Below are 22,274 nucleotides of genomic sequence, written 5' to 3' on the forward strand. Positions count from 1 at the left end.
TTCAATGATCGCGTGCCCAAGACACGCGTGACCCAACACGCTGCCCACCAGGCATCGGTCAGCGCGCGCTACCTTGCTCCGGATGTAGCCCGCGGCCTCGCATTGCTCGGCATCATCATGGCAAACACCATGACCGGTTGGTTCAACATCTGGCCGGTGAAGTATTCCGCAGGTTCTGAGACGCCGGATCCTCTTGAACAGGCATGCATCGTCTTTGAAGCGGTGTTTCTACATAACCGCGGCCTGCCGATGTTCATAACGCTCTTCGGGGTAGGGGTGGCCTTCATCGTTCAACGGGAGCTGGCTCGCGGTAAGTCTGTGAGTCAGGTGCGGTGGCTTCTTGCACGCCGTTCCTTCTGGCTCATTGTGCTTGGGATTCTGCACGCATCGTTGCTTTACGAAGGCGACGTGATCCTCATCTACGGATCGATGACCTTCATCTTGATGTGGCTCATCACCCTGAGCGATAAATCACTCAGAACGGTGGTCTTTCTTCTGGTTGCACTGACCGGAGTGGTGTTCCTTCCAATGATCATTGGATCGTTCAGATCTACCCTGGTGGTCGGCTCAGGTGAGGTCATTCCTTCCCACGCGCTGCCCTGGAGCATCGAAAACTTCGGCTTCCGGTTGGAAGAAGCCCTTTGGGGAGTTTTGCTTACCCCGTTCGTGGCGGTGTTTTGGCTCCCACTCATGTTGATCGGTTTCATGTGGGGCAGGGCCGGGGTCTTCGCTGATGTTGACGCTCACCGCGGCATGCTTTCACACTGGGCTATCGCCGCCGCGGCAGTGATGATCTGCGTCGGTATTCCGGTTGGGTTCGAAGCCGCGGGCATCGTTTCGGCTGGATGGTTCCACTTCTTCCGCAACATCGACGGTGCACTCACGATTGTGCTTGGACCGGGCATTCTCGCGATGATCACGCTTGCGGTACAGCCGGTGCAACGCGCTGTAGCTACGCCCGGCATCCCATGGTGGCTAGTGCCGGTGGATGCATTGGGCAAGCGCTCTCTGAGCGGCTATCTCGTGCAACACATCATCATGGCGACGATCATCGAAACAGCACCGATGGGCACGCTAACTGCGCTCGAAAGGCCGCAGTTCCTGCTGCTTGCGTTCCTTATCTGGCTCGCCACGTTAACCATAGCGACACTGCTGGAACTTGCCCATCTCCCGGGTCCATTCGAATGGATCCACCGCCGGCTCACCTACGGTGCCGCCTGGAAGGAGCGCGGGCTGGTGACTACTGTGCCTCCCGCGAGCGGTTACCCGGACCGGGCAGGGCAATGATGTCGAACTCGTCGCGCGCGAGGTGTTTGCGCAGGTCCTTCTTGTCAAACTTGCCCACGGACGTCTTATCAATGGAGTCAACGAAGGTCCAGTACTCCGGCGCCATCCAACGCGGCAGCACGTCGGCAAGCGCTTCGCGAAGCCGCTTCGCGGTCTCCGAGGTCGGCTCGATCTCCGGCAGCAGCACCGTCACGGCCAGCGGCCGCTCACCCCACTTTTTATCCGGGATGCCGATCACCGCGCATTCGATGACCTCTTCCGACTCCATGATCAGGTTCTCTACCTGCGCGGAGTAGATCCACTCGCCGCCGGAACGAATCACGTCACGAGCACGGTCGTACAGGTTCATGAACCCGTCGTTGGTCACGGTGCCCACGTCGCCCGTGCGAAGCCAGCCGTCGGCAGTGAAATGCTCCTGCTCATCGGTGACTTGCTCGCCTCGAAACTCCGAAGCAAGCTGCCCGGCCTCCTGCGAAGGGGAGTGGTAGTAACTCGAAGCGACCAGATTGCCGCGCACCTGGATCTCGCCCTGGGTGAGGTCGTTGGAGTGCATCACGCGCCCGTCGTTGACCACCCGGTACTCCAACCACGGCGCGAAGCGGCCCTGCGAGATACGGTACGCCCAGCGTGCCTCGCCAGCAGCGCCCGATGGCGGCCGAGCCACGGTACCCACGGTCGAGGTCTCCGTCATACCCCACACGTGCACCACGTCAACGCCGTAGCGCTCCTCCCACACCTTGATCAGCGTCGGCGGCGCAGGGGAGCCACCGACGTAGAGCTCCTGCAAACTCATGCGCTCCGGCGGATTGTGCAGGTAGTGCACCATCAACTGAATCCACAGCGTCGGCACACCGTGCGCCACACGCGGGTGTGTGCCCGCGATCAGCTTCGCCAGCGTCGGCGCGGAAACGTCCGCATCCGGCAGCACGAGGGGAGTGCCGGCCAGAAACGCCGCAAGCGGAACTCCCCAGCTCAGCACGTGGTAAATCGGGATGCAGCACAAGAAGGACTCACCGTGCGTCACCGCGAGCGAGTCCGTCGCCCGCAAGCTCATCGCCTCCAGCCAAATGGAGCGGTGCGAGTACGCCACACCCTTCGGCGCACCGGTGGTCGCGGTCGAATACACCAGTGCCGCAGCCGTCGTCTCGGGCAAGGTCGGCCAGTTGAATACGGTCGACCGGCCGTCGAGAAGCATCTCGTAGCTATGCTTTTCGACGCCCTCTGGAAGCGCCTCGGCCAATTCCCCGACGGGTTCTAGACCGGTGAAGACGACCGCGCGAACTAGCGGGCACTGCTTGAGGATGCGGCCGAGCTTCTCCGCGAGGCGCGGATCGGCGACGATGACTTCTGCCTCGGAGTGGTTGACGATGTAGGCGATCTGATCTTCCATCAGCTGCACATTGAGCGGGTTGAACACCGCGCCCTTCGCCGCGACGGCGAACATCACTTCGAGGTGCTCCGCGCAGTTGTAGAGCATTGTGGCCACGCGCTGGTCCGAATCAATGCCCAAGTCATCGTGCAAGGCGTTCGCGAATGCGCCGGCGCGCGCACCGATCTGAGCGAAGGTGGTTTCTTCCGCCGTGCCCGTCCGCCACGTGGTGCATTTAGTGGAGCCGTGCAAGGTGGATCCGTACTCGAGGATGCGAGCAACGGAAAACGGAACTTCCTGCATCGTGGAAAGCATGTGTCTCACTCTAGCTTGGGTGGGAAACAGAGCCGGGATATGGAATCGCGGGGCATGCGCTATACTTCCGGGAAGGATCGCCGCACCTAAGCCGCGGAAGTTCGCGGGGATAGCTGGTAAGCGCCCCGGAACGTGACCTCAATTCCATCATTGGAAGGCAGCGAGGCCTGATCCGCCCCCTAGAGTTTTACCTGGCGCTGGCGCGCGGTTTTCAACCCTGCGTAGTGGTGTCACCTGGGGTTTGACGCGCAGTTGCTGCGCGAAACGTGAACGACATAACTTGCACACGAAAGCACCCGGTGTGTCCGCGGGAGTCCCGTTCTACTCCGCACGCACAGGCCGCCGGCAATGCGACGAAAGGACATCCGTGACCGAATCGGGTAATACGGCTGCAGGCCAAGACCTTGCCTCGCTGAAGCTCCCCGAGCTCCGCAAGATTGCGTCTGAGCAGGGACTGAAAGGCATCTCTGGTTTGCGAAAAGGTGAGCTGATCCAGGCCATCACTACCGGCCGAGTGCCGGCGAAAGCGGCGAACGAGCAAGCTCAAGGGGGCACCCAGGACGGTCACCGCAGTGACCGCAACGAGCGCAGTGAGCGCGACGAGCGCAACGAACACACTGAGCGCAACGAACACACTGAGCGCGATGAGCGTCCGGCACGTGAGACCGCTGTCTCGGACGACGAGCAGCACGAATCCCGCTCCACGCCACGGCGTGCGCGCCGCAGCCGCTCCCGCGACGAGCAGAGCGAGCACGGTGAAAGCGGAGCGACTGCTGACAACAATTCGGGCCAGAATTCCGATTCGAACGACCGCGGTGGCAACGAAGACCGCCGTGACAATGAGGACCGGGGCGGGAACAACCGCCAACGGGATAACCGCGACAACCGCGACAACCGCGACAACAACAACCGCCGCGACGGGGGCCAAAACCGCGACGACAACGACGGCGGCGGCCGCCGTGGGCGCCGAGGACGTCGAAACCGGAACCGCAACCGGGACAATCGTGACAACCGCGATAACGGCAACAACCAGGGCGGCAACCGCGACAACCAGCACGACAACAACCAGCACTTCGAGCCGGAAGAGCTGCAGGAAGTCGCCGGCATCGTCGACGTGGTTGACAACAACACCGCGTTCATCCGCACCACCGGCTACCGCCACAACCAGGCAGACGTGTTCATCAACAACAAGCTTGTGCGCCAGAACGGTCTGCGTTCCGGCGACGCCGTGATCGGCCAGGTGCGTGCGAACGGCCAGGGCCACCAGCACGGCAACGGCCGCAACCGCCAGCGCTACAACCAGCTCGTGCGCGTCGATTCCATCAACGGCATGACCCCGGATGAGGCAAAGGGGCGCAAGGAGTTTCACAAGCTCACGCCGCTGTACCCAAACAAGCGCCTGCGCTTGGAGACGGAGCCGAACATCCTTACCACCCGCGTGATCGACTTGGTTATGCCGATCGGCAAGGGCCAGCGCGCGCTGATCGTCTCCCCGCCGAAGGCCGGTAAAACGACGATCCTGCAGAACATCGCCAACGCGATCGCCACGAACAACCCGGAGTGCTACCTCATGGTTGTGCTTGTCGACGAGCGCCCGGAAGAAGTCACCGACATGCAGCGCAGCGTGCGCGGCGAGGTCATTGCTTCCACCTTCGACCGCCCGCCGTCAGAGCACACAGCCGTGGCGGAGCTGGCCATCGAGCGCGCGAAGCGCCTCGTGGAGATGGGCCAGGACGTCGTCGTCCTGCTCGACTCGATCACCCGCCTGGGCCGCGCGTATAACAACTCCTCGCCGGCATCGGGCCGTATCCTGTCCGGTGGCGTGGACTCCAACGCGCTCTACCCGCCGAAGCGCTTCCTGGGTGCCGCCCGCAACATCGAAGAAGGCGGCTCGCTGACCATCATCGCCACCGCGATGGTGGAGACGGGTTCCGCCGGCGACACCGTGATCTTCGAGGAGTTCAAGGGCACCGGCAACGCCGAGCTCAAGCTGGACCGCAAGATCGCCGAGCGCCGCGTCTTCCCGGCGGTGGACGTCAACCCGTCCGGCACCCGTAAAGATGAGCTGCTCATGGCTCCGGACGAGGCCCGCGTCATGCACAAGCTGCGCCGCATCCTCTCCGCGCTGGATCCGCAGCAGTCCATCGACATGCTGATCAAGCAGCTGAAGAAGACCAAGACCAACGGCGAGTTCCTCATGGGCGTGGCCAACTCCGCACCCATGGCAGCCGATCAGACCGAGGAGGAATACGTCTAATGGCAGGCAATTCGCATGTCTCGCTTGTCGACGACTACGTCTCGGAATACGAAGGCATCCAGGCCCAGATGGGCGATCCAGATGTCGCGGCGGATCAAGACCAGTTCCGCAAACTGTCCAAGCGCTACGCCGAGCTGCAGCCGATTATCAAGGTCAACACCGAGCTGACCCAGGCCCGCGAGGACCATGAGGCCGCGCTTGAGATGGCCAATGAGGACAAGGAGTTCGCCGAGGAAGCGACCCGCCTTGAAGGCGAGATCGTGCGCCTCGAGGAGGAGTTGGCCGACCTGCTCGCCCCGCGCGACGAGCACGACGGCGACGACATCATCATGGAGCTCAAGGCCGGTGCCGGCGGCGAAGAAGCCGCGCTGTTCGCAGGCGACCTGGCGCGCATGTACCAGAAGTTCTGCGAGAAGAACGGTCTGACCTGGGAAGTTCTCGACGTTGCGGAGTCTGACCTCGGCGGTGTCAAAGACATGACCGTGGCTGTGAAGGCGAAGAACCCGTCTCGCGACGGCGCCTGGTCCAAGCTGAAGTTCGAGGGCGGCGTGCACCGTGTGCAGCGCATCCCCGTGACCGAGTCCCAGGGCCGCATCCAGACCTCGGCCGCCGGCGTCTACGTCTTCCCGGAGGCCGACGAGGTCCAAAGCGTGGACATCGACGAGAAAGACATCCGCGTCGATGTTTACCGTTCCTCCGGCAAGGGCGGCCAGGGCGTGAACACCACCGACTCGGCGGTGCGCATCACCCACCTGCCGACTGGCATCGTCGTGACCTGCCAGAACGAGCGCTCCCAGATCCAGAACCGCGCTCGCGCCATGCAGGTGCTCCAAGCCCGCCTGGACCAGCTCGAGCGCGAGAAGGCCGAGGCCGCCGAGGCTGAGGGCCGCGCCAGCCAGGTGCGCACCATGGACCGCTCCGAGCGCATCCGCACCTACAACTGGCCGGAGAACCGCATCTCGGATCACCGCATCAACTACAAGGCCAACAACCTTGATTCGGTGCTCGACGGCAACATGGATGAGCTGATCACCGCGCTGCAAACTCACGAGCGCCAGGAACGCCTTGAGGCCGAGTAGTCCGGGGAGCACAACCCACCCGGACCTGCGTGAGCTCGTGCGCGAGGCGACCTGGGCACTCGCGCACGCCGGCATCGACTCCGCAGCCAACGACGCGCGCCTCATCGCCGCACACCTCCTCGGCATCGGGCCACTCCAGCTCACCTTCGCCGAGGCCACTGAAGGCTTCGAGTCCGAGTTTGCCGCAGCCATCGCCCGCCGCGCCGCCCGCGAGCCACTCCAGCACATCACGGGCATCGCCCAGTTCGGCCCGCACGAGCTCGCCGTCGGCTCAGGAGTCTTCATTCCCCGGCCGGAGACAGAGGTCCTCGCAGAGTGGGGGGCTTCATTGCTTGACGACGGTCGCGTTTCGGCGCCCACCGTCATCGATTTCGGCACCGGCTCCGGCGCCCTGGCGATCTACATCGCTGCGCGGCACCCGAACGCCCGCGTCATCGCTGTGGAAGCGTCGCCGGTCGCGCGCGGGTACGCGGAGCGGAATGCGGGGACCAATGGGGCGTCGATAAGCATTGTGCCTGGCGATATGACCGACCGTGAGCTTTTGTGCGAGCTTGACGGCCAGGTGGACCTGATTGTGGCGAACCCGCCGTACGTGCCGGAGACTGGGGAGCTTGACCCCGAGGTTTACCGCGACCCGCACGAGGCGGTGTTTTCTGGTGCCGACGGGATGGATGCAATCCGGGGGCTGGTGCCGGTGGCCGCGCGGCTGCTGAAACCTGGCGGCCAGATCGGCATCGAGCACGACGACACAACATCGCAGGCGGTGCTGGACGTAGTGGGGGCATCGGGCCAGTTCACCGACGCGCGCAGGTTGCTGGACCTGACCGGTCGGGCGCGGTTTGTCACGGCGAGTAAGCTACCCCTATGCCCGCCACCACCTACAACTGCCTAGACCCCGACGAGCGCGCCCAGGGTGTCGCCGCTGCCGCCGACGCGATCCGCTCCGGCGACCTTGTGGTCTTGCCGACGGACACCGTCTACGGCATCGGCGCGGATGCGTTCAACAACGCGGCCGTGGAAAAGCTGTTGGCTACGAAGCGCCGCGGCCCTGATATGCCGGTGCCGGTGCTCGTGGGCTCGTGGCTGACCATTCAGGGGCTGGTGCGCGAGTTCACCGACACGGCGGCGACCTTGGTGGAGGCGTTTTGGCCTGGCGGTCTGTCCATCATCGTGCCCGAGGCGCCGAGCCTGCCGTGGAACCTTGGTGATACCCGCGGCACCGTGCTGCTGCGCATGCCGAACCAGCCGCTCGCGCTCGAGCTTCTGCGCGAGGTGGGGCCGATGGCGGTGTCATCGGCGAACATCTCCGGCAACGCGCCAGCGACGAAGATCCACCAGGCGCGTCAACAGTTTGGCTCTGCCGTTCCGGTGTATTTGGACGGGGGAGAGGCTGAGATTGGGGAGCCGTCGACCATCATCGACATCTCCTCCGGCCACCCAGTGATCTTGCGCGAGGGCGCGATTACCCCGGAGCGGATCGGTGAAGTCTTAGGCGTTGACCCAGAATCAATGCGGAGGAAGTAGATGACCGGGGCCGGCGTACCCTTGCGCGAGCTTGGGCTCGTGCTGCTTGTCGCCACCGCGATCACCTACCTGGTCACCGGGGTGGTGCGCTCGGTACTGGTGCGCACCGGCCGGGTCGCGGAGGTTCGCCAGCGCGACGTGCACACCCAGCCAACGCCCTCAGTGGGTGGCGTGGCCATGTTCACTGGCCTCGTGTGCGCGGTGCTGCTTGCCGCGCAGCTGCCGGCCCTGACCCGCGGGTTCGCGCCCGTGACCCCGGAGATGACGGCGGTGATCGCGGGCGCGTTCGCGATCGTGGTCGTCGGCATTGTCGACGACCTTTACGAACTCGGCGCATTAGCCAAGCTAGCGGGGCAGTTCTTTGCCGCGCTGCTCATGGCGTTCATGGGGATCGTGTTCACTGTGTTCTACGTGCCGTTTGCCGGCGGCACCACGCTCATCCTCGACCAAGTCCAGGGTGTGGCCTTGAGCGCGATCTTCACCGTGCTGCTGATTAACGCGGTGAACTTTGTCGACGGCATCGACGGGCTTGCCGCGGGACTCGGCATGATCGCGGGGTCGGCGATTCTCGTGTTTGCGCTTACCGTGCTGCACGACCAAGGCGGGGCGGTTTCCGCGTACCCTCCGGCCATCATCTGCGCTGCGCTAGTGGGCATCTGCGCGGGGTTTTTACCGCACAATTTCGAGCCGGCGCGCATCTTCATGGGGGACTCCGGCTCGATGCTCATTGGGCTGCTGCTCTCCGCAGCCAGTGTCTCGGCATCGGGCAAGATCAACATGTCGCTGTACGGGGCTGCTGACTTGGTGGCACTGGTTAGCCCGATCATTGTCGTGATTGCTGCGATCGCGCTGCCGGTGTTGGACCTGGTGTGGGCGGTGGTGCGGCGTACCGCGCGAGGGGAGAGCCCGTTCAAGGCCGACGCCGGACACATTCACCACCGCTTGCTGCGCCTTGGGCATACGCACCGGCGCACAGTGCTGGTGCTCTACATGTGGGTCTCCGCGGTCGCGTTCGGGGCCGTGAGCTTCTCCATCGTTCCGGTCCGCTACGCCGCGGCGTTCACTGCGATCGCTCTGGTGCTGGCCTTCGTCGCCACGTTGGTGCCTTGGGCTAAGGGCAAGATTGGACCGCAGCGGAGCGTCGATAAGCAAACTGCCCTTCTGTAGGATCAGTGCGCGTGAGTACTCCCGAAGCCCGCGAACCTGACCTGACCGTGCGCGATGCGGACGAGTTTGTCGACCACCGGCGGCCGCTAATCCGCGCGCTGAAGGCGGGTGGCTGGGCCCTGGTGGTGCTGACGGTGATCTCGCTGATGGCGTGGGGTGCCACCCGTGACCTGCCCGGGATTTGGGGAGTGCTGCTCGGGGTGGCGATTGGCGGCGGCTTTGTGCTCGCGACGGCGGCGAGTGTGCTTGCAACCGCGAATACCTCGATCACAACGACGGCCGCGGTGATATTCGGCGGGTGGCTGATCAAGATCGTCGTGGTGCTGATGCTTTTGCTGTGGCTACGCGGGTTCGACTTTTACGACACGGCGGCTTTCGGCGTGACGACGATTGCAGCGCTTGTGGTCGCTCTTGTCGCGGAAACCTGGGGCGTGCTCACGGTGCGCACGGCGTACGTTACCCCGTAGTTTTCATGCTGTGACTGACTTAACAGTTAGGTGAAAACTATCTGTACCCAGCTCAATTTGGGACGTGAGTCACAAGGGGGTGGGGGATGGTGGGTGCAGCCCACCCCTGTCACGTGAAAACCCCTCGCCACCTGTTAGAGTAGCCGCTGGGTTTGCTTGAGGTAGGGGACGGCCCGCATGCCGGGCTGCGCCACGCCTTCGAGGTCCATCCCCTGTTCCGCGGTAGCAGATGTGCGACGGAGTCCGCCGCGGAATCAGTTGTCTTTCAAGACGTCCATCGCACCGCATTCTTCCTGGATGCGGCCCGAGAACGGGAGAGAACGCTGAGCGTTACAACTTTGGCCATGAAGGGCAGCTTCCACGCACCCGAACTTGGTCCAGAATTTTTCCCGGGGCACGAGTTCGGCCACATGGTCGGCGAAGATTTCGCCGGTGGGTGGTTCGCGCTGGATCGCATCATGGTCGTTCGTCTGCTTGTGGCGGCGATCCTGGTGCTTCTCTTTGTTATCGCCTTTAGGAAGCCGCAGCTGGTTCCCAAAGGCCTGCAGAACCTCGCCGAGTTAGGCGTGGACTTCGTTCGCGTCAACATCGCTGAGGACACACTGGGTAAGAAGGATGGCAAGCGGTTCCTTCCGGTGATCGCCTCCATCTTCTTCACAATCCTGTTCATGAATGCCGCCACGATCATTCCTGGCCTGAACATCTCGCCTAACTCGCGCATTGGTATGCCGATCGTTTTGGCGCTGGTGGCTTACGTCGCGATGATCTACGCGGGTGTGCAGCGCTACGGCGCCGCGTACTTCAAGCACTCGGTTGTGATTCCGGGGTTGCCCCCGGCACTCCACCTCCTGGTGGTGCCCATCGAGATTTTCTCGACCTTCATTCTGCGACCGGTCACCCTGGCGCTTCGTCTCATGGCGAACTTCCTAGCCGGCCACATCATTCTCGTCCTGCTGTACTCCGCCACGAACTTCTTCTTCTGGCAGTTGAACGCATGGACGGCAGTGAGCGGCCTGACCATCGTCGCAGCGATCCTGTTCACCCTGTACGAGTTGATCATTATCTTCCTGCAGGCGTACATCTTCGCCCTTCTGACGGCGGTGTACATCGAGCTGTCGCTGCACGCAGATGCGCACTAACAAAGCGCGAACTACCGGCCAAACTGAATAACCCCACACATTGTCACTCGCGCCGATCGCGGTACACCTCAAGGCGGCGGCGCACCTAGAAAGGGAACGACTTTCACATGAACGAGATCATCCTTGCTCAGGCAGCAGACGCTACGACCTACAACGGTCTCGGCACCATCGGCTACGGCCTCGCTACCATCGGCCCGGGCCTCGGCATCGGCATCCTCGTGGGCAAGACCGTCGAGGGCATGGCTCGTCAGCCGGAGATGGCTGGCCAGCTCCGCACCACCATGTTCCTGGGTATCGCCTTCGTTGAGGCGCTCGCCCTCATCGGCCTCGTTGCCGGCTTCCTGTTCTAAAAAGCACCACGCGTTTTCACCCCGTAACACTTTTTAGATCAGGAGCACCCAATGACTAACGTCATCGAATTCCTCGTCGCCGCTGAAGGCGCCGAGACGCTGCCGCTGGAGCACACGGACAACATGCCGTCCATCCTCCTGCCGGCACCGTACGATGTGGTCTGGTCGCTCGTTGTCTTCATCATCGTGTTCCTGCTCTTCTGGAAGTACGTGCTTCCGAAGTTCCAGGAAGTGCTGGCGGAGCGCGAGGACCGGATCAAGGGCGGCATCGAGCGTGCTGAGGTCGCCCAGAAGGAAGCCAAGGCTGCTCTGGAGAAGAACAACGCTGAACTCGCTGAGGCACGTGCCGAGGCGGCCGAGATCCGCGAAGCTGCGCGTGCGCGCGGCAAGGAGATCGAGGCCGAGTCCCGTCTGCGTGCTGAGGAAGAGTCCCGTCGCATTGTCGAAGCTGGCGAGAAGCAGCTGCAAGCATCCCGCGAGCAGGTTGTTTCCGAGCTTCGCAACGAGATGGGCCAGAACTCGATCAACCTCGCCGAGCGTCTGCTGGGCACCGAGCTGTCGGATTCCACCCGCCGCTCGAACACGATCGATGACTTCCTCTCTGAGCTCGACAACGTGTCGACGAGGAAGTAGGCGAGATGAAGGCAGCTAGTCGCGAAGCAAAGACGCACGTGGAAGGTCAGCTCGATTCGCTGATCCGCAACTCCGACAACGCCGTCGCCGTTGCCGCACAGGTTGGCACCGAGCTCTTCCTGATTGTGGATCAGCTTGACGCCGAGCGCTCGCTGCGCGTCGCTGTCGCGGACACCTCGCTCGAGCCGTCTCAACGTGAAGGCATCATCAGCGAGGTCTTCGGCGACAAGATCGCGGAGCCCACCAAAGAGATCCTCACGTCTGCTACGTCGCAGGAATGGTCCACCCCGCGCGAATTCCGCACTGGGCTGATCGCCTTTGGCCGCCGTGCACTCATGCTCGGCGCTGAGGCTCAGGGCCAGCTCGAGCAGGTTGAGGATGAGCTGTACCAGCTCTCCGTCCTGCTGGAAAGGGAGAGTGAGCTCACCCAGCTCCTGTCCGATCGCACTGCGACCCCAGCCCAGAAGCGCGGCCTGATGGCCAGCGTGATCTACGGCAAGGTCACCATGTTCACCGAGGCGCTCGCGCTGCAGGTGATCGGTCGCTCCGAACACAACCCGGTTGACGACTTGGCAGCACTTGCCGAGCAGGTTGCCGAACTGCGGGGCAAGTCGGTGGCACGCGTCGTCGCTGCAGAGGAACTTTCCTCTACCCAGCGCGAAGCCTTGGCGCAGAAGCTTGAGAACATCTACGGTCGCGAGATGGCCGTCCATGCCGAGGTTGACCCCAGCCTCCTCGGCGGGATGATCATCCGGGTTGGCGACGAGGAAATTGACGGTTCGACGCGCGGCAAGTTGACGCGCCTTCGTACCGACCTCGCAGCGAGCACGACCCTTTACTAAAAACACATGCTGGAAGAATCTACCGAGAGCAGGAAGAACATGGCGGAGCTGACGATCTCCTCCGATGAGATCCGTAGCGCGATAGCGAACTACACCTCGAGCTACTCCGCGGAGGCCTCCCGTGAGGAGGTCGGCGTGGTGACTTCGGCTGCAGATGGTATTGCCCAGGTTTCCGGGCTGCCAGGCTGCATGACGAACGAGCTGCTCGAGTTCCCCAACGGCGTCATCGGCGTCGCACAGAACCTTGACACCGACACGATCGGCGTTGTGGTGCTGGGTAACTTCGAGTCCCTCCACGAGGGCGACAAAGTCCAGAGGACCGGCGAGGTCCTGTCCGTACCGGTTGGGGAGGACTTCCTCGGCCGCGTGATCAACCCACTGGGCCAGCCGATTGACGGCTTGGGCCCGATCGAGTCCAACGAAGAGCGCGCCCTGGAGCTGCAGGCTGCTGGCGTTCTCGACCGCCAGCCGGTCGAGGAGCCGATGCAGACAGGCCTCAAGGCGATCGACGCGATGACCCCGATCGGCCGTGGCCAGCGCCAGCTGATCATTGGTGACCGCAAGACCGGTAAGACCGCGGTCTGCATCGACACCATCTTGAACCAGAAGGCGTTCTGGGAGACCGGTGACCCGTCGAAGCAGGTTCGCTGCATCTACGTCGCGGTCGGCCAGAAGGGCTCCACCATCGCTGGCGTGCGCCAGACCCTCGAGGAGGCTGGTGCACTCGAGTACACCACCATCGTGGCAGCTCCGGCATCTGACTCCGCCGGCTTCAAGTGGCTCGCGCCGTTCACCGGTGCCGCCCTTGGCCAGCACTGGATGTACCAGGGCAAGCACGTTCTGGTGATCTACGATGACCTAACCAAGCAGGCAGAGGCATACCGCGCCATCTCGCTGCTGCTACGCCGCCCGCCGGGCCGCGAGGCATACCCGGGCGACGTGTTCTACCTGCACTCCCGCCTGCTGGAGCGCGCCGCCAAGCTCAACGACGAGCTCGGTGCAGGCTCGCTCACCGCGCTGCCGATCATCGAGACCAAGGCAAATGACGTCGGCGCGTTCATTCCGACCAACGTCATTTCCATTACTGACGGCCAGTGCTTCCTCCAGTCCGACCTGTTCAACCAGGGTGTGCGTCCGGCTATCGACGTGGGTATCTCCGTCTCCCGTGTCGGTGGTGCCGCACAGACTAAGGGCATGAAGAAGGTCGCCGGTAACCTGCGTCTGGACCTCGCTGCATACCGCGACCTGGAGTCCTTCGCTGCCTTCGCGTCCGACCTCGACGCCGCTTCCAAGAAGCAGCTCGAGCGCGGTCAGCGTCTGGTTGAGCTGCTGAAGCAGTCCGAGAACTCGCCGCAGCCGGTTGAGTTCCAGATCGTGTCGATCTGGGCCGCCAACCAGGGTGTCTTCGATCCCGTTCCCGTCGAGGATGTCCGTCGCTACGAGTTCGAGCTGCAGGAGCAGATCCGTGCATCCGCTCCGGAGGTCTACGAGCAGATCGCCGGTGGTGCACAGCTGAGCGATGAGTCCCAGCAGGCCATCCTCCGTGTCAACGAGCAGTTCGCCCGCACCTTCCAGGCATCTTCCGGCGAGCGCATCGTGCGCGAGGCCGAGGCTGAGGCTCTGGAATCGTCGCAGGTGTCCAAGAACCAGCTCAACGTCAGCCGTTCCAAGTAGCCAGCAAGTGCTACTGCAGGATTACTAATTACAGGAAGGGAGGAAGTACACCATGGCAACACTTCGCGAATTGCGTGACCGCATCCGGTCCGTCAACTCTACGAAGAAGATCACCAAGGCTCAGGAGCTGATCGCGACCTCGCAGATCACCAAGGCCCAGCAGCGCGTTGCCGCTGCGAAGCCCTACGCCGATGAGCTAAAGGAAGTCATGGAGCGCCTCGCGGCTGCGAGCTCCCTCGACCATCCCATGCTCCACGAGCGTGAGAACGGTCGAGTCGCAGCGATCCTCGTGGTCAGCTCTGACCGCGGCATGGCTGGCGGTTACAACCACAACGTTCTCAAGAAAGCAGCGCAGCTTGAGCGCATGCTTAAGGACGCGGGCTATGACGTGGTTCGCTTCGTCACCGGTAACAAGGGCGTGACCCACTACCGGTTCCGCGGGATGGACGTTGCGGGCGCGTGGACCGGTTGGTCCCAGCAGCCGTCGTGGGACGCAACCCACGATGTGCGTCACCACATGGTCGGAGGCTTCATGGCCGGCTCCGAAGGCACCGTCAAATGGCGCGAAGGCGTCGACGGTGCCGAGGGCGAGTCGGTGCGGGGCTTTGACCAGGTGCACGTGGTCTACACCGAGTTTGTCTCCATGCTTTCGCAGGAGGCTACAGTGCACCAGCTGCTCCCGATTGAGCCGGTGCTGTCCGAGTCCAAATACGAGTACGAGCACATGCTCGCTGAGAACGAAGGCGTCGGCCCGGACATGGAGTTCGAGCCGGACCCGGACACTCTGATGGCTGAGCTACTGCCCGTGTACGTCTCTCGTGCGCTGTTCTCGATCTTCTTGGAGGCCTCGGCGTCGGAGTCCGCTTCGCGCCGTACCGCCATGAAGAACGCGACCGACAACGCGACGGATCTGGCTAACCAGCTGTCTCGTGAGGCAAACCAGCTCCGCCAGGCAAAAATCACCCAGGAAATCACCGAGATTATCGGCGGCGCTGGCGCGCTGTCCGGCAGTGGAGAAAGTGACTAAATCATGACTACTGCTCATAGCTTCAATGAGCGCAACGACGAGGTTGCGGCCGACGCCATGACCCTGGGTGATGACCAGGGTGAGGCTCGTGCGGCAGCTCGTGAGGAGCACACTCAGAACCCGCGTGGTTCTGAGAACGGCCGCGTCGTTCGCGTGATCGGTGCAGTCGTCGACGTGGAGTTCCCACGCGGCGAGCTGCCTGAGCTCTACAACGCACTCGAGGTCAGCATCGACTTCGGTGAGATGTCCCGCGACATCATCCTCGAGGTTGCCCAGTTCTTGGGCGACAACCTCGTGCGCACCATCGCCATGGCGCCGACGGACGGCCTCGTCCGCGGCGCGCAGGTGAAGGATTCCGGTAACCCGATCTCCGTGCCGGTTGGCGACCAGGTCAAGGGCCACGTGTTCAACGCGCTTGGCGGGTGCCTGGACGACCCGTCGGTGGGCAAGGATGGCGAGCGCTGGGGCATCCACCGCGAGCCGCCTGCCTTCAAGGACCTCGAGGGTAAGACCGAGATCCTGGAAACCGGCATTAAGGTCATCGACCTGCTGACCCCGTACGTGAAGGGTGGCAAGATCGGCCTCTTCGGTGGTGCAGGTGTGGGCAAGACCGTGCTCATCCAGGAGATGATCACCCGTATCGCCCGCGAGTTCTCCGGTACCTCCGTCTTCGCAGGTGTCGGTGAGCGCACCCGTGAGGGTACGGACCTCTTCCTCGAGATGGAGGACATGGGCGTGTTGCCTGATACCGCCCTTGTCTTCGGCCAGATGGATGAGCCGCCAGGAGTTCGTATGCGCGTGGCGCTGTCCGGCCTGACCATGGCGGAGTACTTCCGCGATGTGCAGAACCAGGACGTGCTGCTGTTCATTGACAACATCTTCCGTTTCACCCAGGCTGGTTCCGAGGTGTCGACCCTTTTGGGCCGCATGCCTTCCGCCGTGGGTTATCAGCCGACGCTGGCTGACGAGATGGGCGTGCTGCAGGAGCGCATTACCTCCACCAAGGGCCGTTCCATTACCTCTCTGCAGGCCGTCTACGTGCCGGCGGATGACTACACCGACCCGGCTCCGGCAACCACCTTCGCTCACCTGGATGCAACCACCGAGCTTTCGCGTTCCATCGCTTCGAAGGGTATTTACCCGGCAGTGGACCCGCTGACCTCGACTTCCCGCATCCTCGAGCCGGGCATTGTCGGCGAGCGCCACTACAGCGTTGCGCAGAAGGTTATCGGTATTCTGCAGAAGAACAAGGAGCTGCAGGACATCATCGCCATCCTTGGTATGGACGAGCTTTCTGAGGAAGACAAGATCACCGTGCAGCGCGCACGTAAGATCCAGCGCTTCCTGGGCCAGAACTTCTTCGTTGCGAAGAAGTTCACCGGCGACGAAGGTTCCTATGTGCCGCTGGAAGAGACCATCGACGCGTTCGACAAGCTGGCTGAGGGCGAATTCGACCACTACCCGGAGCAGGCGTTCAACAACCTCGGCGGTTTGGACGACGTCGAGGCGCAGTACAAGAAGCTGCAGGAAGCGTAGGGGATTGGACATGGCTGAACTTACCGCTCAACTGGTCGCGGTGGACCGCATGCTCTGGCAGGGCCAGGCAAGCATCCTCACCGCCCAGACCACCGAAGGTGAGATCGGCATCCTGCCTGGTCACGAACCGTTCTTGGGGCAGCTCAAGAACAACGGTGTGGTGACCATTAGCCCGGTTGACGGCGAGCGCATTGTGGCCGCTGTGCAGGGCGGGTTCCTCTCCGTACAGCGCGACCGCGTGACCGTCCTCGCGGACTTCGCGGTCTTCTCCAGCGAAGTCGACTCGGCTGAAGCCGAGGCTGGCCTCCAGGATGAAGATGAGCTGACCAAGGCCCGCTCCGAAGCGGAGCTGGCCGCGGTGCGCCGCGCATCCAAGTAGGAAGGCAGACGCCAACCTCAACGCCTGAAAAGACCCGCACGTTCCACGAGTTCAGACTCGCGGAGGGTGCGGGTTTTTCGCGTTCGAAAACACGGGGCGTGGAGGGGTTGATTGCTTCGCGCGCGGGACTATGATTGTCCGAAACGTTGTAAATAACGTAAAGAATGCGAAGAAAACACACGGAAAGTTCGGTGCGTATGGAGATCCTCGGCTACATCGTGGCGTTGATCTTCGTGTTTGCTGCGATCGCCGTCGCTTGGCGATTCATGATGTTCCGAAATTCGGGTGCCCAGGGGCTGATCAGGTCTTTGCCTGCCGACGGGGTTCACGGCTGGCGCCACGGCGTCGTGCGCTACGTGGGTGAGGAAGCACGGTTCTACAAGCTGCGGTCTTTGTCGTTCAACTACGACATGTCGATTGACCGCCGCGACGTGACGTTCAATGGGGTGCGCGACCTCACCGATGACGAGCGCGACATCATGCCCCAGGTAGAGAAAGTGCTTTCGTTGTCTGGGCCGATGGGGCAGTTCGAGTTCGCGGGCCAGCGCCACGCAGAGATGGCGCTGATTTCCTGGGTGGAGTCTGCGCCCGATTCGCGCGCACAGCGCGAGGATATGAATGCGCTCGCACAGCGGGCGAACCGCGGTCGTCGGTAGTGGACGTGAGCCGTCGATAAGCAATTTCTAGCTCCTACTGACTCGCCGGTACGCTAGCACCCATGCGTCTTGTCATCGCCCGTTGCTCCGTGGACTACGTCGGCCGCCTGGATGCCCACCTGCCGGAAGCGCTGCGCCTGATCATGGTGAAGGCGGACGGATCGGTGTCGATCCACGCCGACGACCGCGCGTACAAGCCGCTGAACTGGATGACGCCTCCATGCACGTTGAAGGAAGAGCGCGTGGTGGACCTCGACGGCGAAGACACCGGCGAGCAACTGTGGATTGTGGAGAATCCGAAGGGAGAGCAGCTGCGCATTACTATCGCCGAGGTGATCGCCGATACTTCCGTGGAGCTCGGTGAGGATCCGGGTTTGGTGAAAGACGGCGTGGAGGCGCACCTGCAAGAGCTGCTGGCAGAGCACATCACGACCCTTGGCTCGGGCTATACGCTGGTGCGCCGCGAGTACCCAACGGCGATTGGACCGGTGGACATTCTTGCGCGCGATCGCGATGGGGCGACCGTGGCGGTGGAGGTGAAGCGCCGCGGCGGGATCGACGGGGTGGAACAGCTCACCCGCTACGTGGAGCTGCTGAACCGCGACGAGCTGCTGCGGCCGGTCACCGGCGTGTTTGCCGCGCAGGAGATCAAGCCGCAGGCGCGCACGCTTGCCGAAGACCGCGGTTTCCGCTGCGTGACCCTGGATTACGCGGAGCTGCGCGGCATCGAATCTGACGAGCTGCGGCTGTTCTAGCGCAGGTAGGGTAGGCGTCATGCCGCGCAAGAACCGCAGGATGAACGTAAGCCCCAGCTACGTGCTGCCCAGAGACGGCTCGACGTTCATCGGCACCCAGGAGGTCGATGGGCCGAGCTGGACGCACGGGGAACCGTACTGCGTTCGCCAAATCGGCTCAGTGGCGGCGACGAAGTTCTATATTTGCCCCGGTTGCAACCAGAACATCCCACCCGGTGTCGCGCACGTGGTGGCGTGGCCGAAGGAGACCGGCCGCGGGGTGGATGATCGGCGGCACTGGCACCGGCACTGCTGGGATCGTCGGTAGCTGTCAGGCAGAGAGCCACTGCCCAAGGCGCGTAAGGTGGGGCGCATGATTGCAGCTTTCTCGGTCGCCCCAGCGGTGACGGATAACCCGAACGGGGAGATGTCTGAGGCGGTAGCGAGGGCGGTGCGCGTGGTGCGCGAGTCCGGGCTGCCGCACGAGACCACCTCGATGTTCACCACGATCGAGGGGGAGTGGGACGAGGTGATGGACGTGATCAAACGCGCCACCGCCGCCGTCGAGGAAGTCTCGCCGCGGGTGTCGCTGGTGATCAAGGCGGACATCCGTCGCGGCTACACCGACATGCTGCACCAGAAAATGGATTCGCTGAACCAGCACTTCGAAGGGGAGGCCCACTAATGGCTGATTTCCAGGAACCGCAGTTCACCGGCGGCGCCGTCGACCTCGGTGCGCTCGCGCAGCAGGCGGAGGCGCGCAAGGAAATGGAAAGCTCGGCGTTCCAGCCGTTCATCACGGTCACTGAGCGCGACATCGAGGCGCAGGCGTTCCAGCGCTCGCTGCAGATCCCGGTGGTGCTGATGATCGGCACCAGCCGCTCCCCGGACTCAGAGTCGCTCAAGGCGACCCTCCGGGAGCTCGCGGCCGGTCAGCGCGGCTATCTTGTGGCCTACGTCGACGCCGACGCCACCCCCGAGGTCGCCCAGATGCTCGGCGTGCGCGCGCTGCCCACGGTGGTCGCACTTGCCGCCGGCCGCCCGGTCGCAGAGTTTGAGGGCAACCAGCCGCGCGAGCAGCTCATCCAGTGGGTCGACTCGCTGGTTAGCAACATCGGACCCCAGCTCCAGGGACTCAGCGAAGAACCGCAGGCAGGGGAGGAAGAACAAGAAGACCCTCGGCTCGCGGCAGCCACCGATGCGCTCAACGTCGGCTCGTTCGACGCAGCCATCGCGCTTTACGACGAAATCCTGGCCGACGACCCTACCAACAAGGAGATCGCCCAGGCCAAAGCAACGGTCGGAGTGCTGAAGCGGCTGGATCCGCAGAATCGGGAGACCGACCCGATCCAAGACGCCGAAACTGACCCGGAAAACCTGCAGAAGCAGCTCGATGCCGCCGACGCCGAGGTTGTCGCAGGCGTGCCGGAGCGCGCCTTCGAACGGCTGCTCGCGCTGGTGAAAACGCAGCCGGAGGCGAAGACTCGCCTCCTCGAGCTGTTTGGCCTCTTCGACGCAGCGGACCCGCGGGTCATCGAGGCTCGTACGAAGTTGGCGAGTGCGCTGTTCTAGGCGTCGATAAGCGAAAAGCTCTTAACGAACCAGCTTGTACCACTGGGCGCTAAGCGCGGGGACGTGGAGCTGAACCGACTGCTCGAAGTTGTCCCAGCCGACCGCCTCGGTGTGGATTGCTTCCGGTAGGTCGTTGCCGGCGCCGCCGTAGATGGCCTGGTCGGTGTTGATCAGCAGCTCCCAGGTACCTGCCTCCGGCATGCCCAGGCGGTAATCCGTATGCGAGGCGCCGGAGAGGTTGACCACGGCCATGATCGGCTGGCCGTCCGCGCCCCAACGCACGTAGGCGAGGAGGTTGTGGGCGGCGTCGTCGCCCTTGAGCCACTGGAAGCCCATCGGCGAATTGTCCTGGCTGAACAGCGCGGCGTTGTCGCGGTAGACAAAGTTCAGGTCGCGCACGAGGCGGGCGATGCCGCGGTGGTACTCGTGGCCCCAGTTATCCGCGAGGTTGTCCCAGTTGATGGAGTTCGCCTCGTCCCACTCGGTGGTTTGGCCCCACTCGCAGCCCATGAACAACAGCTGCTTGCCGGGGTGGGAGAACATGTAGCCGAACAGGGCGCGCAGGCCAGCGGCCTTGTTCCAGTCGTCGCCGGGCATGCGCTCCCAGAGCGACCCCTTGCCGTGGACCACTTCATCGTGGCTGAACGGCAGGACGTACTTCTCCGAGAATGCGTAGACCAGGGAGAACGTGATCTCGTTGTGGTGGTAGGAGCGGTGAATCGGGTCGAGCGAAAAGTACTCGAGGGTGTCGTTCATCCAGCCCATGTTCCACTTCAGCGAGAAGCCCAGGCCATCGACTTCGGTCTGGGCGGTCACGCCCGGCCAGGCGGTGGATTCCTCGGCGATGGTGAGCACACCCGGGTGCGTGCGGTGCACCGTGGCGTTCATCTCCTGGAGGAACTGCACCGCGTCCCAGTGCTCGCGGCCGCCGAACTGGTTGGGCAGCCACTCACCGGGTTCGCGGGAGTAGTCGAGGTAGAGCATGGAGGCCACAGCATCGACGCGCAGGCCGTCCAAGTGGAACTCCTCGAACCAGTACAGGGCGTTGGCAACAAGGAAGTTGCGCACCTCGTTGCGGCCGAAGTCGAAGACGTAGGTGCCCCAGTCCTTTTGCTCGCCGCGGCGCCAGTCCGGGTGCTCGTAGAGCGCGGTGCCGTCGAAGCGGGCGAGCGCCCAGGCGTCCTTCGGGAAGTGCGCGGGGACCCAGTCCACGATCACGCCGATGCCGGCTTGGTGGCAGGCGTCAACTAATTCGCGGAACTCGTCCGGGCTGCCCCAGCGCGCGGTCGGCGCGTAGTAGCCGGTGACCTGGTAGCCCCAGGAGCCGCCGAAGGGGTGCTCGGCCACCGGCAAAAACTCCACGTGTGTGAAGCCGTTCTCTACCAGGTAGGGGACGAGTTCTTCCTTCATGGTGGCGTAGGTCGCGCCCTGTTTCCAGGAGCCAATGTGGCACTCGTAGACGCTCATCGCCGCGTTGGTGGCGTCCAGCCCGACGCGGCGGGCCATCCAGTCTTCGTCGCCCCACTCGTAGGAGTCGTTCGGCGCGACGATGGAAACCGTCTCCGGCGGGGCCAGGGTCTGGCGCGCCATCGGGTCGGCCTTGTCGATGCGGTCGCCGTGAACGGTCTGCACGGCGAATTTGTACGCCGTACCCGCGCGCAGCCCCGGAATGAAGATCTCCCACACGCCGGTGGAGCCGAGCGTGCGCATCGGGTACTGGTTCGGGTTCCAGCCGCAGAACTCGCCGACAACCGCCACGCCTTGCGCGTTCGGTGCCCACACCGCAAAGGAGGTGCCGGAGACCTCGCCGAGCGCGGTGGTGTAGCTGCGCTCGTTCGCGCCGAGCACCTCCCACAGCCGCTCGTGGCGGCCCTCGGAGATGAGGTGCAGGTCAAGCGAGCCGAGCGTGGGCAGGAAGTGGTACGGGTCGGCTATGATCTGCGTTTCGCCGAACGGGTAAGTGACCTTGAAACGGTAGTCCGGCGCACGGTCATCTTCCAGGCCCACGACCCAGATGTCGTCGCCGGTGTGGTGCATCGGCAGCTCCTCGTTGTGCACGATCAGCTGCACGTCCTCCGCGCCGAGGAGACGGGTGCGAATCACCGAGCCGCTCTTGGCCGCGTGCCAGCCGTAAAAATCGTGCGGGGCGTGGTGCTTGCATTCGAGCAGGCGCGCGCGGTCACCTTCCGGGATAAGCAGCTGCGGGTCAATCTCCTGGGCAGTCATAGGGGGTCCTTCATGTTGGTAATTCTATTCATTGGTAGGTG

At 63.4% G+C, this 22,274-nt stretch carries 22 protein-coding genes; 20 read left to right on the top strand and 2 right to left on the bottom strand.

Annotated features, from left to right (window positions below):
* Positions 1 to 12 precede the first annotated feature (12 nt).
* A complete protein-coding gene (locus CGLAU_RS05200; RefSeq protein ID WP_157731273.1) occupies positions 13 to 1,287 on the top strand; it encodes a DUF418 domain-containing protein in 1,275 nt (424 codons plus the stop codon).
* Here the strand turns inward: CGLAU_RS05200 and CGLAU_RS05205 are convergent.
* The gene (locus tag CGLAU_RS05205) at positions 1,241 to 2,971 is read right to left on the bottom strand and encodes a long-chain fatty-acid--CoA ligase (RefSeq protein ID WP_095659768.1); all 1,731 of its coding nucleotides are present in this window, start codon (positions 2,969 to 2,971) and stop codon (positions 1,241 to 1,243) included. The genes CGLAU_RS05200 and CGLAU_RS05205 overlap by 47 nt on opposite strands.
* A gap of 367 nt (positions 2,972 to 3,338) precedes the next feature.
* On the opposite strand from CGLAU_RS05205, the gene rho reads away from it, so the two are divergent.
* The 19 genes from rho to CGLAU_RS05300 all read left to right on the top strand — a co-directional run bounded on the left by rho (position 3,339) and on the right by CGLAU_RS05300 (position 20,007).
* Positions 3,339 to 5,228, top strand: coding sequence for a transcription termination factor Rho (gene rho, locus CGLAU_RS05210; RefSeq protein WP_095659769.1), 1,890 nt, complete (start codon positions 3,339 to 3,341; stop codon positions 5,226 to 5,228).
* Positions 5,228 to 6,307, top strand: a complete 1,080-nt coding sequence (gene prfA, locus CGLAU_RS05215) for a peptide chain release factor 1 (RefSeq protein ID WP_095659770.1) — start codon at positions 5,228 to 5,230, stop codon at positions 6,305 to 6,307. The genes rho and prfA overlap by 1 nt, the downstream gene beginning before the upstream one ends.
* A complete protein-coding gene (gene prmC / locus CGLAU_RS05220) occupies positions 6,294 to 7,199 on the top strand; it encodes a peptide chain release factor N(5)-glutamine methyltransferase (protein WP_232507215.1) in 906 nt (301 codons plus the stop codon). The genes prfA and prmC overlap by 14 nt, the downstream gene beginning before the upstream one ends.
* The gene (locus CGLAU_RS05225) at positions 7,172 to 7,831 is read left to right on the top strand and encodes an L-threonylcarbamoyladenylate synthase (RefSeq protein ID WP_095659771.1); all 660 of its coding nucleotides are present in this window, start codon (positions 7,172 to 7,174) and stop codon (positions 7,829 to 7,831) included. Before prmC ends, CGLAU_RS05225 begins: the two co-directional genes overlap by 28 nt.
* Positions 7,832 to 8,998 (top strand): MraY family glycosyltransferase, encoded by a 1,167-nt coding sequence (locus CGLAU_RS05230; RefSeq protein WP_095659772.1) that lies wholly within the window; start codon positions 7,832 to 7,834, stop codon positions 8,996 to 8,998.
* A gap of 11 nt (positions 8,999 to 9,009) precedes the next feature.
* Positions 9,010 to 9,465: a hypothetical protein gene (locus CGLAU_RS05235; protein WP_232507216.1), complete on the top strand. Its 456-nt coding sequence runs from the start codon at positions 9,010 to 9,012 to the stop codon at positions 9,463 to 9,465.
* A 344-nt stretch (positions 9,466 to 9,809) separates the two neighbouring features.
* Positions 9,810 to 10,604 (top strand): F0F1 ATP synthase subunit A, encoded by a 795-nt coding sequence (gene atpB, locus CGLAU_RS05240; protein WP_095659773.1) that lies wholly within the window; start codon positions 9,810 to 9,812, stop codon positions 10,602 to 10,604.
* A 107-nt stretch (positions 10,605 to 10,711) separates the two neighbouring features.
* The gene (locus tag CGLAU_RS05245; RefSeq protein WP_095659774.1) at positions 10,712 to 10,954 is read left to right on the top strand and encodes an ATP synthase F0 subunit C; all 243 of its coding nucleotides are present in this window, start codon (positions 10,712 to 10,714) and stop codon (positions 10,952 to 10,954) included.
* 51 nt (positions 10,955 to 11,005) lie between these two features.
* Positions 11,006 to 11,587 carry a F0F1 ATP synthase subunit B gene (locus tag CGLAU_RS05250; protein ID WP_095659775.1) on the top strand — a complete coding sequence of 194 codons (582 nt, stop codon included), beginning with the start codon at positions 11,006 to 11,008 and terminating at the stop codon, positions 11,585 to 11,587.
* Between the two features lie 5 nt (positions 11,588 to 11,592).
* Entirely contained in the window at positions 11,593 to 12,429 is an 837-nt protein-coding gene (locus CGLAU_RS05255; protein ID WP_095659776.1) for a F0F1 ATP synthase subunit delta, read from the top strand.
* A 6-nt stretch (positions 12,430 to 12,435) separates the two neighbouring features.
* Positions 12,436 to 14,103: a F0F1 ATP synthase subunit alpha gene (atpA, locus tag CGLAU_RS05260; RefSeq protein WP_095659777.1), complete on the top strand. Its 1,668-nt coding sequence runs from the start codon at positions 12,436 to 12,438 to the stop codon at positions 14,101 to 14,103.
* Positions 14,104 to 14,155: 52 nt separating this feature from the next.
* On the top strand, positions 14,156 to 15,130 hold the full coding sequence (locus CGLAU_RS05265) for a F0F1 ATP synthase subunit gamma (protein WP_095659778.1): 975 nt from the start codon (positions 14,156 to 14,158) through the stop codon (positions 15,128 to 15,130).
* 57 nt (positions 15,131 to 15,187) lie between these two features.
* Complete coding sequence (atpD, locus tag CGLAU_RS05270) at positions 15,188 to 16,666, top strand: F0F1 ATP synthase subunit beta (RefSeq protein ID WP_095661059.1); 1,479 nt, start codon at positions 15,188 to 15,190, stop codon at positions 16,664 to 16,666.
* A gap of 10 nt (positions 16,667 to 16,676) precedes the next feature.
* Positions 16,677 to 17,045, top strand: a complete 369-nt coding sequence (locus tag CGLAU_RS05275; RefSeq protein WP_095659779.1) for a F0F1 ATP synthase subunit epsilon — start codon at positions 16,677 to 16,679, stop codon at positions 17,043 to 17,045.
* Between the two features lie 197 nt (positions 17,046 to 17,242).
* Complete coding sequence (locus CGLAU_RS05280; protein ID WP_232507250.1) at positions 17,243 to 17,701, top strand: DUF2550 domain-containing protein; 459 nt, start codon at positions 17,243 to 17,245, stop codon at positions 17,699 to 17,701.
* Positions 17,702 to 17,763: 62 nt separating this feature from the next.
* Entirely contained in the window at positions 17,764 to 18,456 is a 693-nt protein-coding gene (nucS, locus tag CGLAU_RS05285; RefSeq protein WP_095659781.1) for an endonuclease NucS, read from the top strand.
* Positions 18,457 to 18,475: 19 nt separating this feature from the next.
* On the top strand, positions 18,476 to 18,763 hold the full coding sequence (locus tag CGLAU_RS05290) for a hypothetical protein (RefSeq protein WP_095659782.1): 288 nt from the start codon (positions 18,476 to 18,478) through the stop codon (positions 18,761 to 18,763).
* A 45-nt stretch (positions 18,764 to 18,808) separates the two neighbouring features.
* Entirely contained in the window at positions 18,809 to 19,120 is a 312-nt protein-coding gene (locus CGLAU_RS05295) for a thiamine-binding protein (RefSeq protein ID WP_095659783.1), read from the top strand.
* Positions 19,120 to 20,007 (top strand): tetratricopeptide repeat protein, encoded by an 888-nt coding sequence (locus CGLAU_RS05300; RefSeq protein ID WP_095659784.1) that lies wholly within the window; start codon positions 19,120 to 19,122, stop codon positions 20,005 to 20,007. The genes CGLAU_RS05295 and CGLAU_RS05300 overlap by 1 nt, the downstream gene beginning before the upstream one ends.
* Before the next feature lie 21 nt (positions 20,008 to 20,028).
* Here CGLAU_RS05300 and glgB read toward each other — a convergent pair whose 3' ends face one another.
* The gene (glgB, locus tag CGLAU_RS05305; protein WP_095659785.1) at positions 20,029 to 22,233 is read right to left on the bottom strand and encodes a 1,4-alpha-glucan branching protein GlgB; all 2,205 of its coding nucleotides are present in this window, start codon (positions 22,231 to 22,233) and stop codon (positions 20,029 to 20,031) included.
* Positions 22,234 to 22,274 lie beyond the last annotated feature (41 nt).

The organism is Corynebacterium glaucum, from assembly GCF_002287505.1.
GTDB classification, from domain to species: Bacteria; Actinomycetota; Actinomycetes; order Mycobacteriales; family Mycobacteriaceae; genus Corynebacterium; species Corynebacterium glaucum.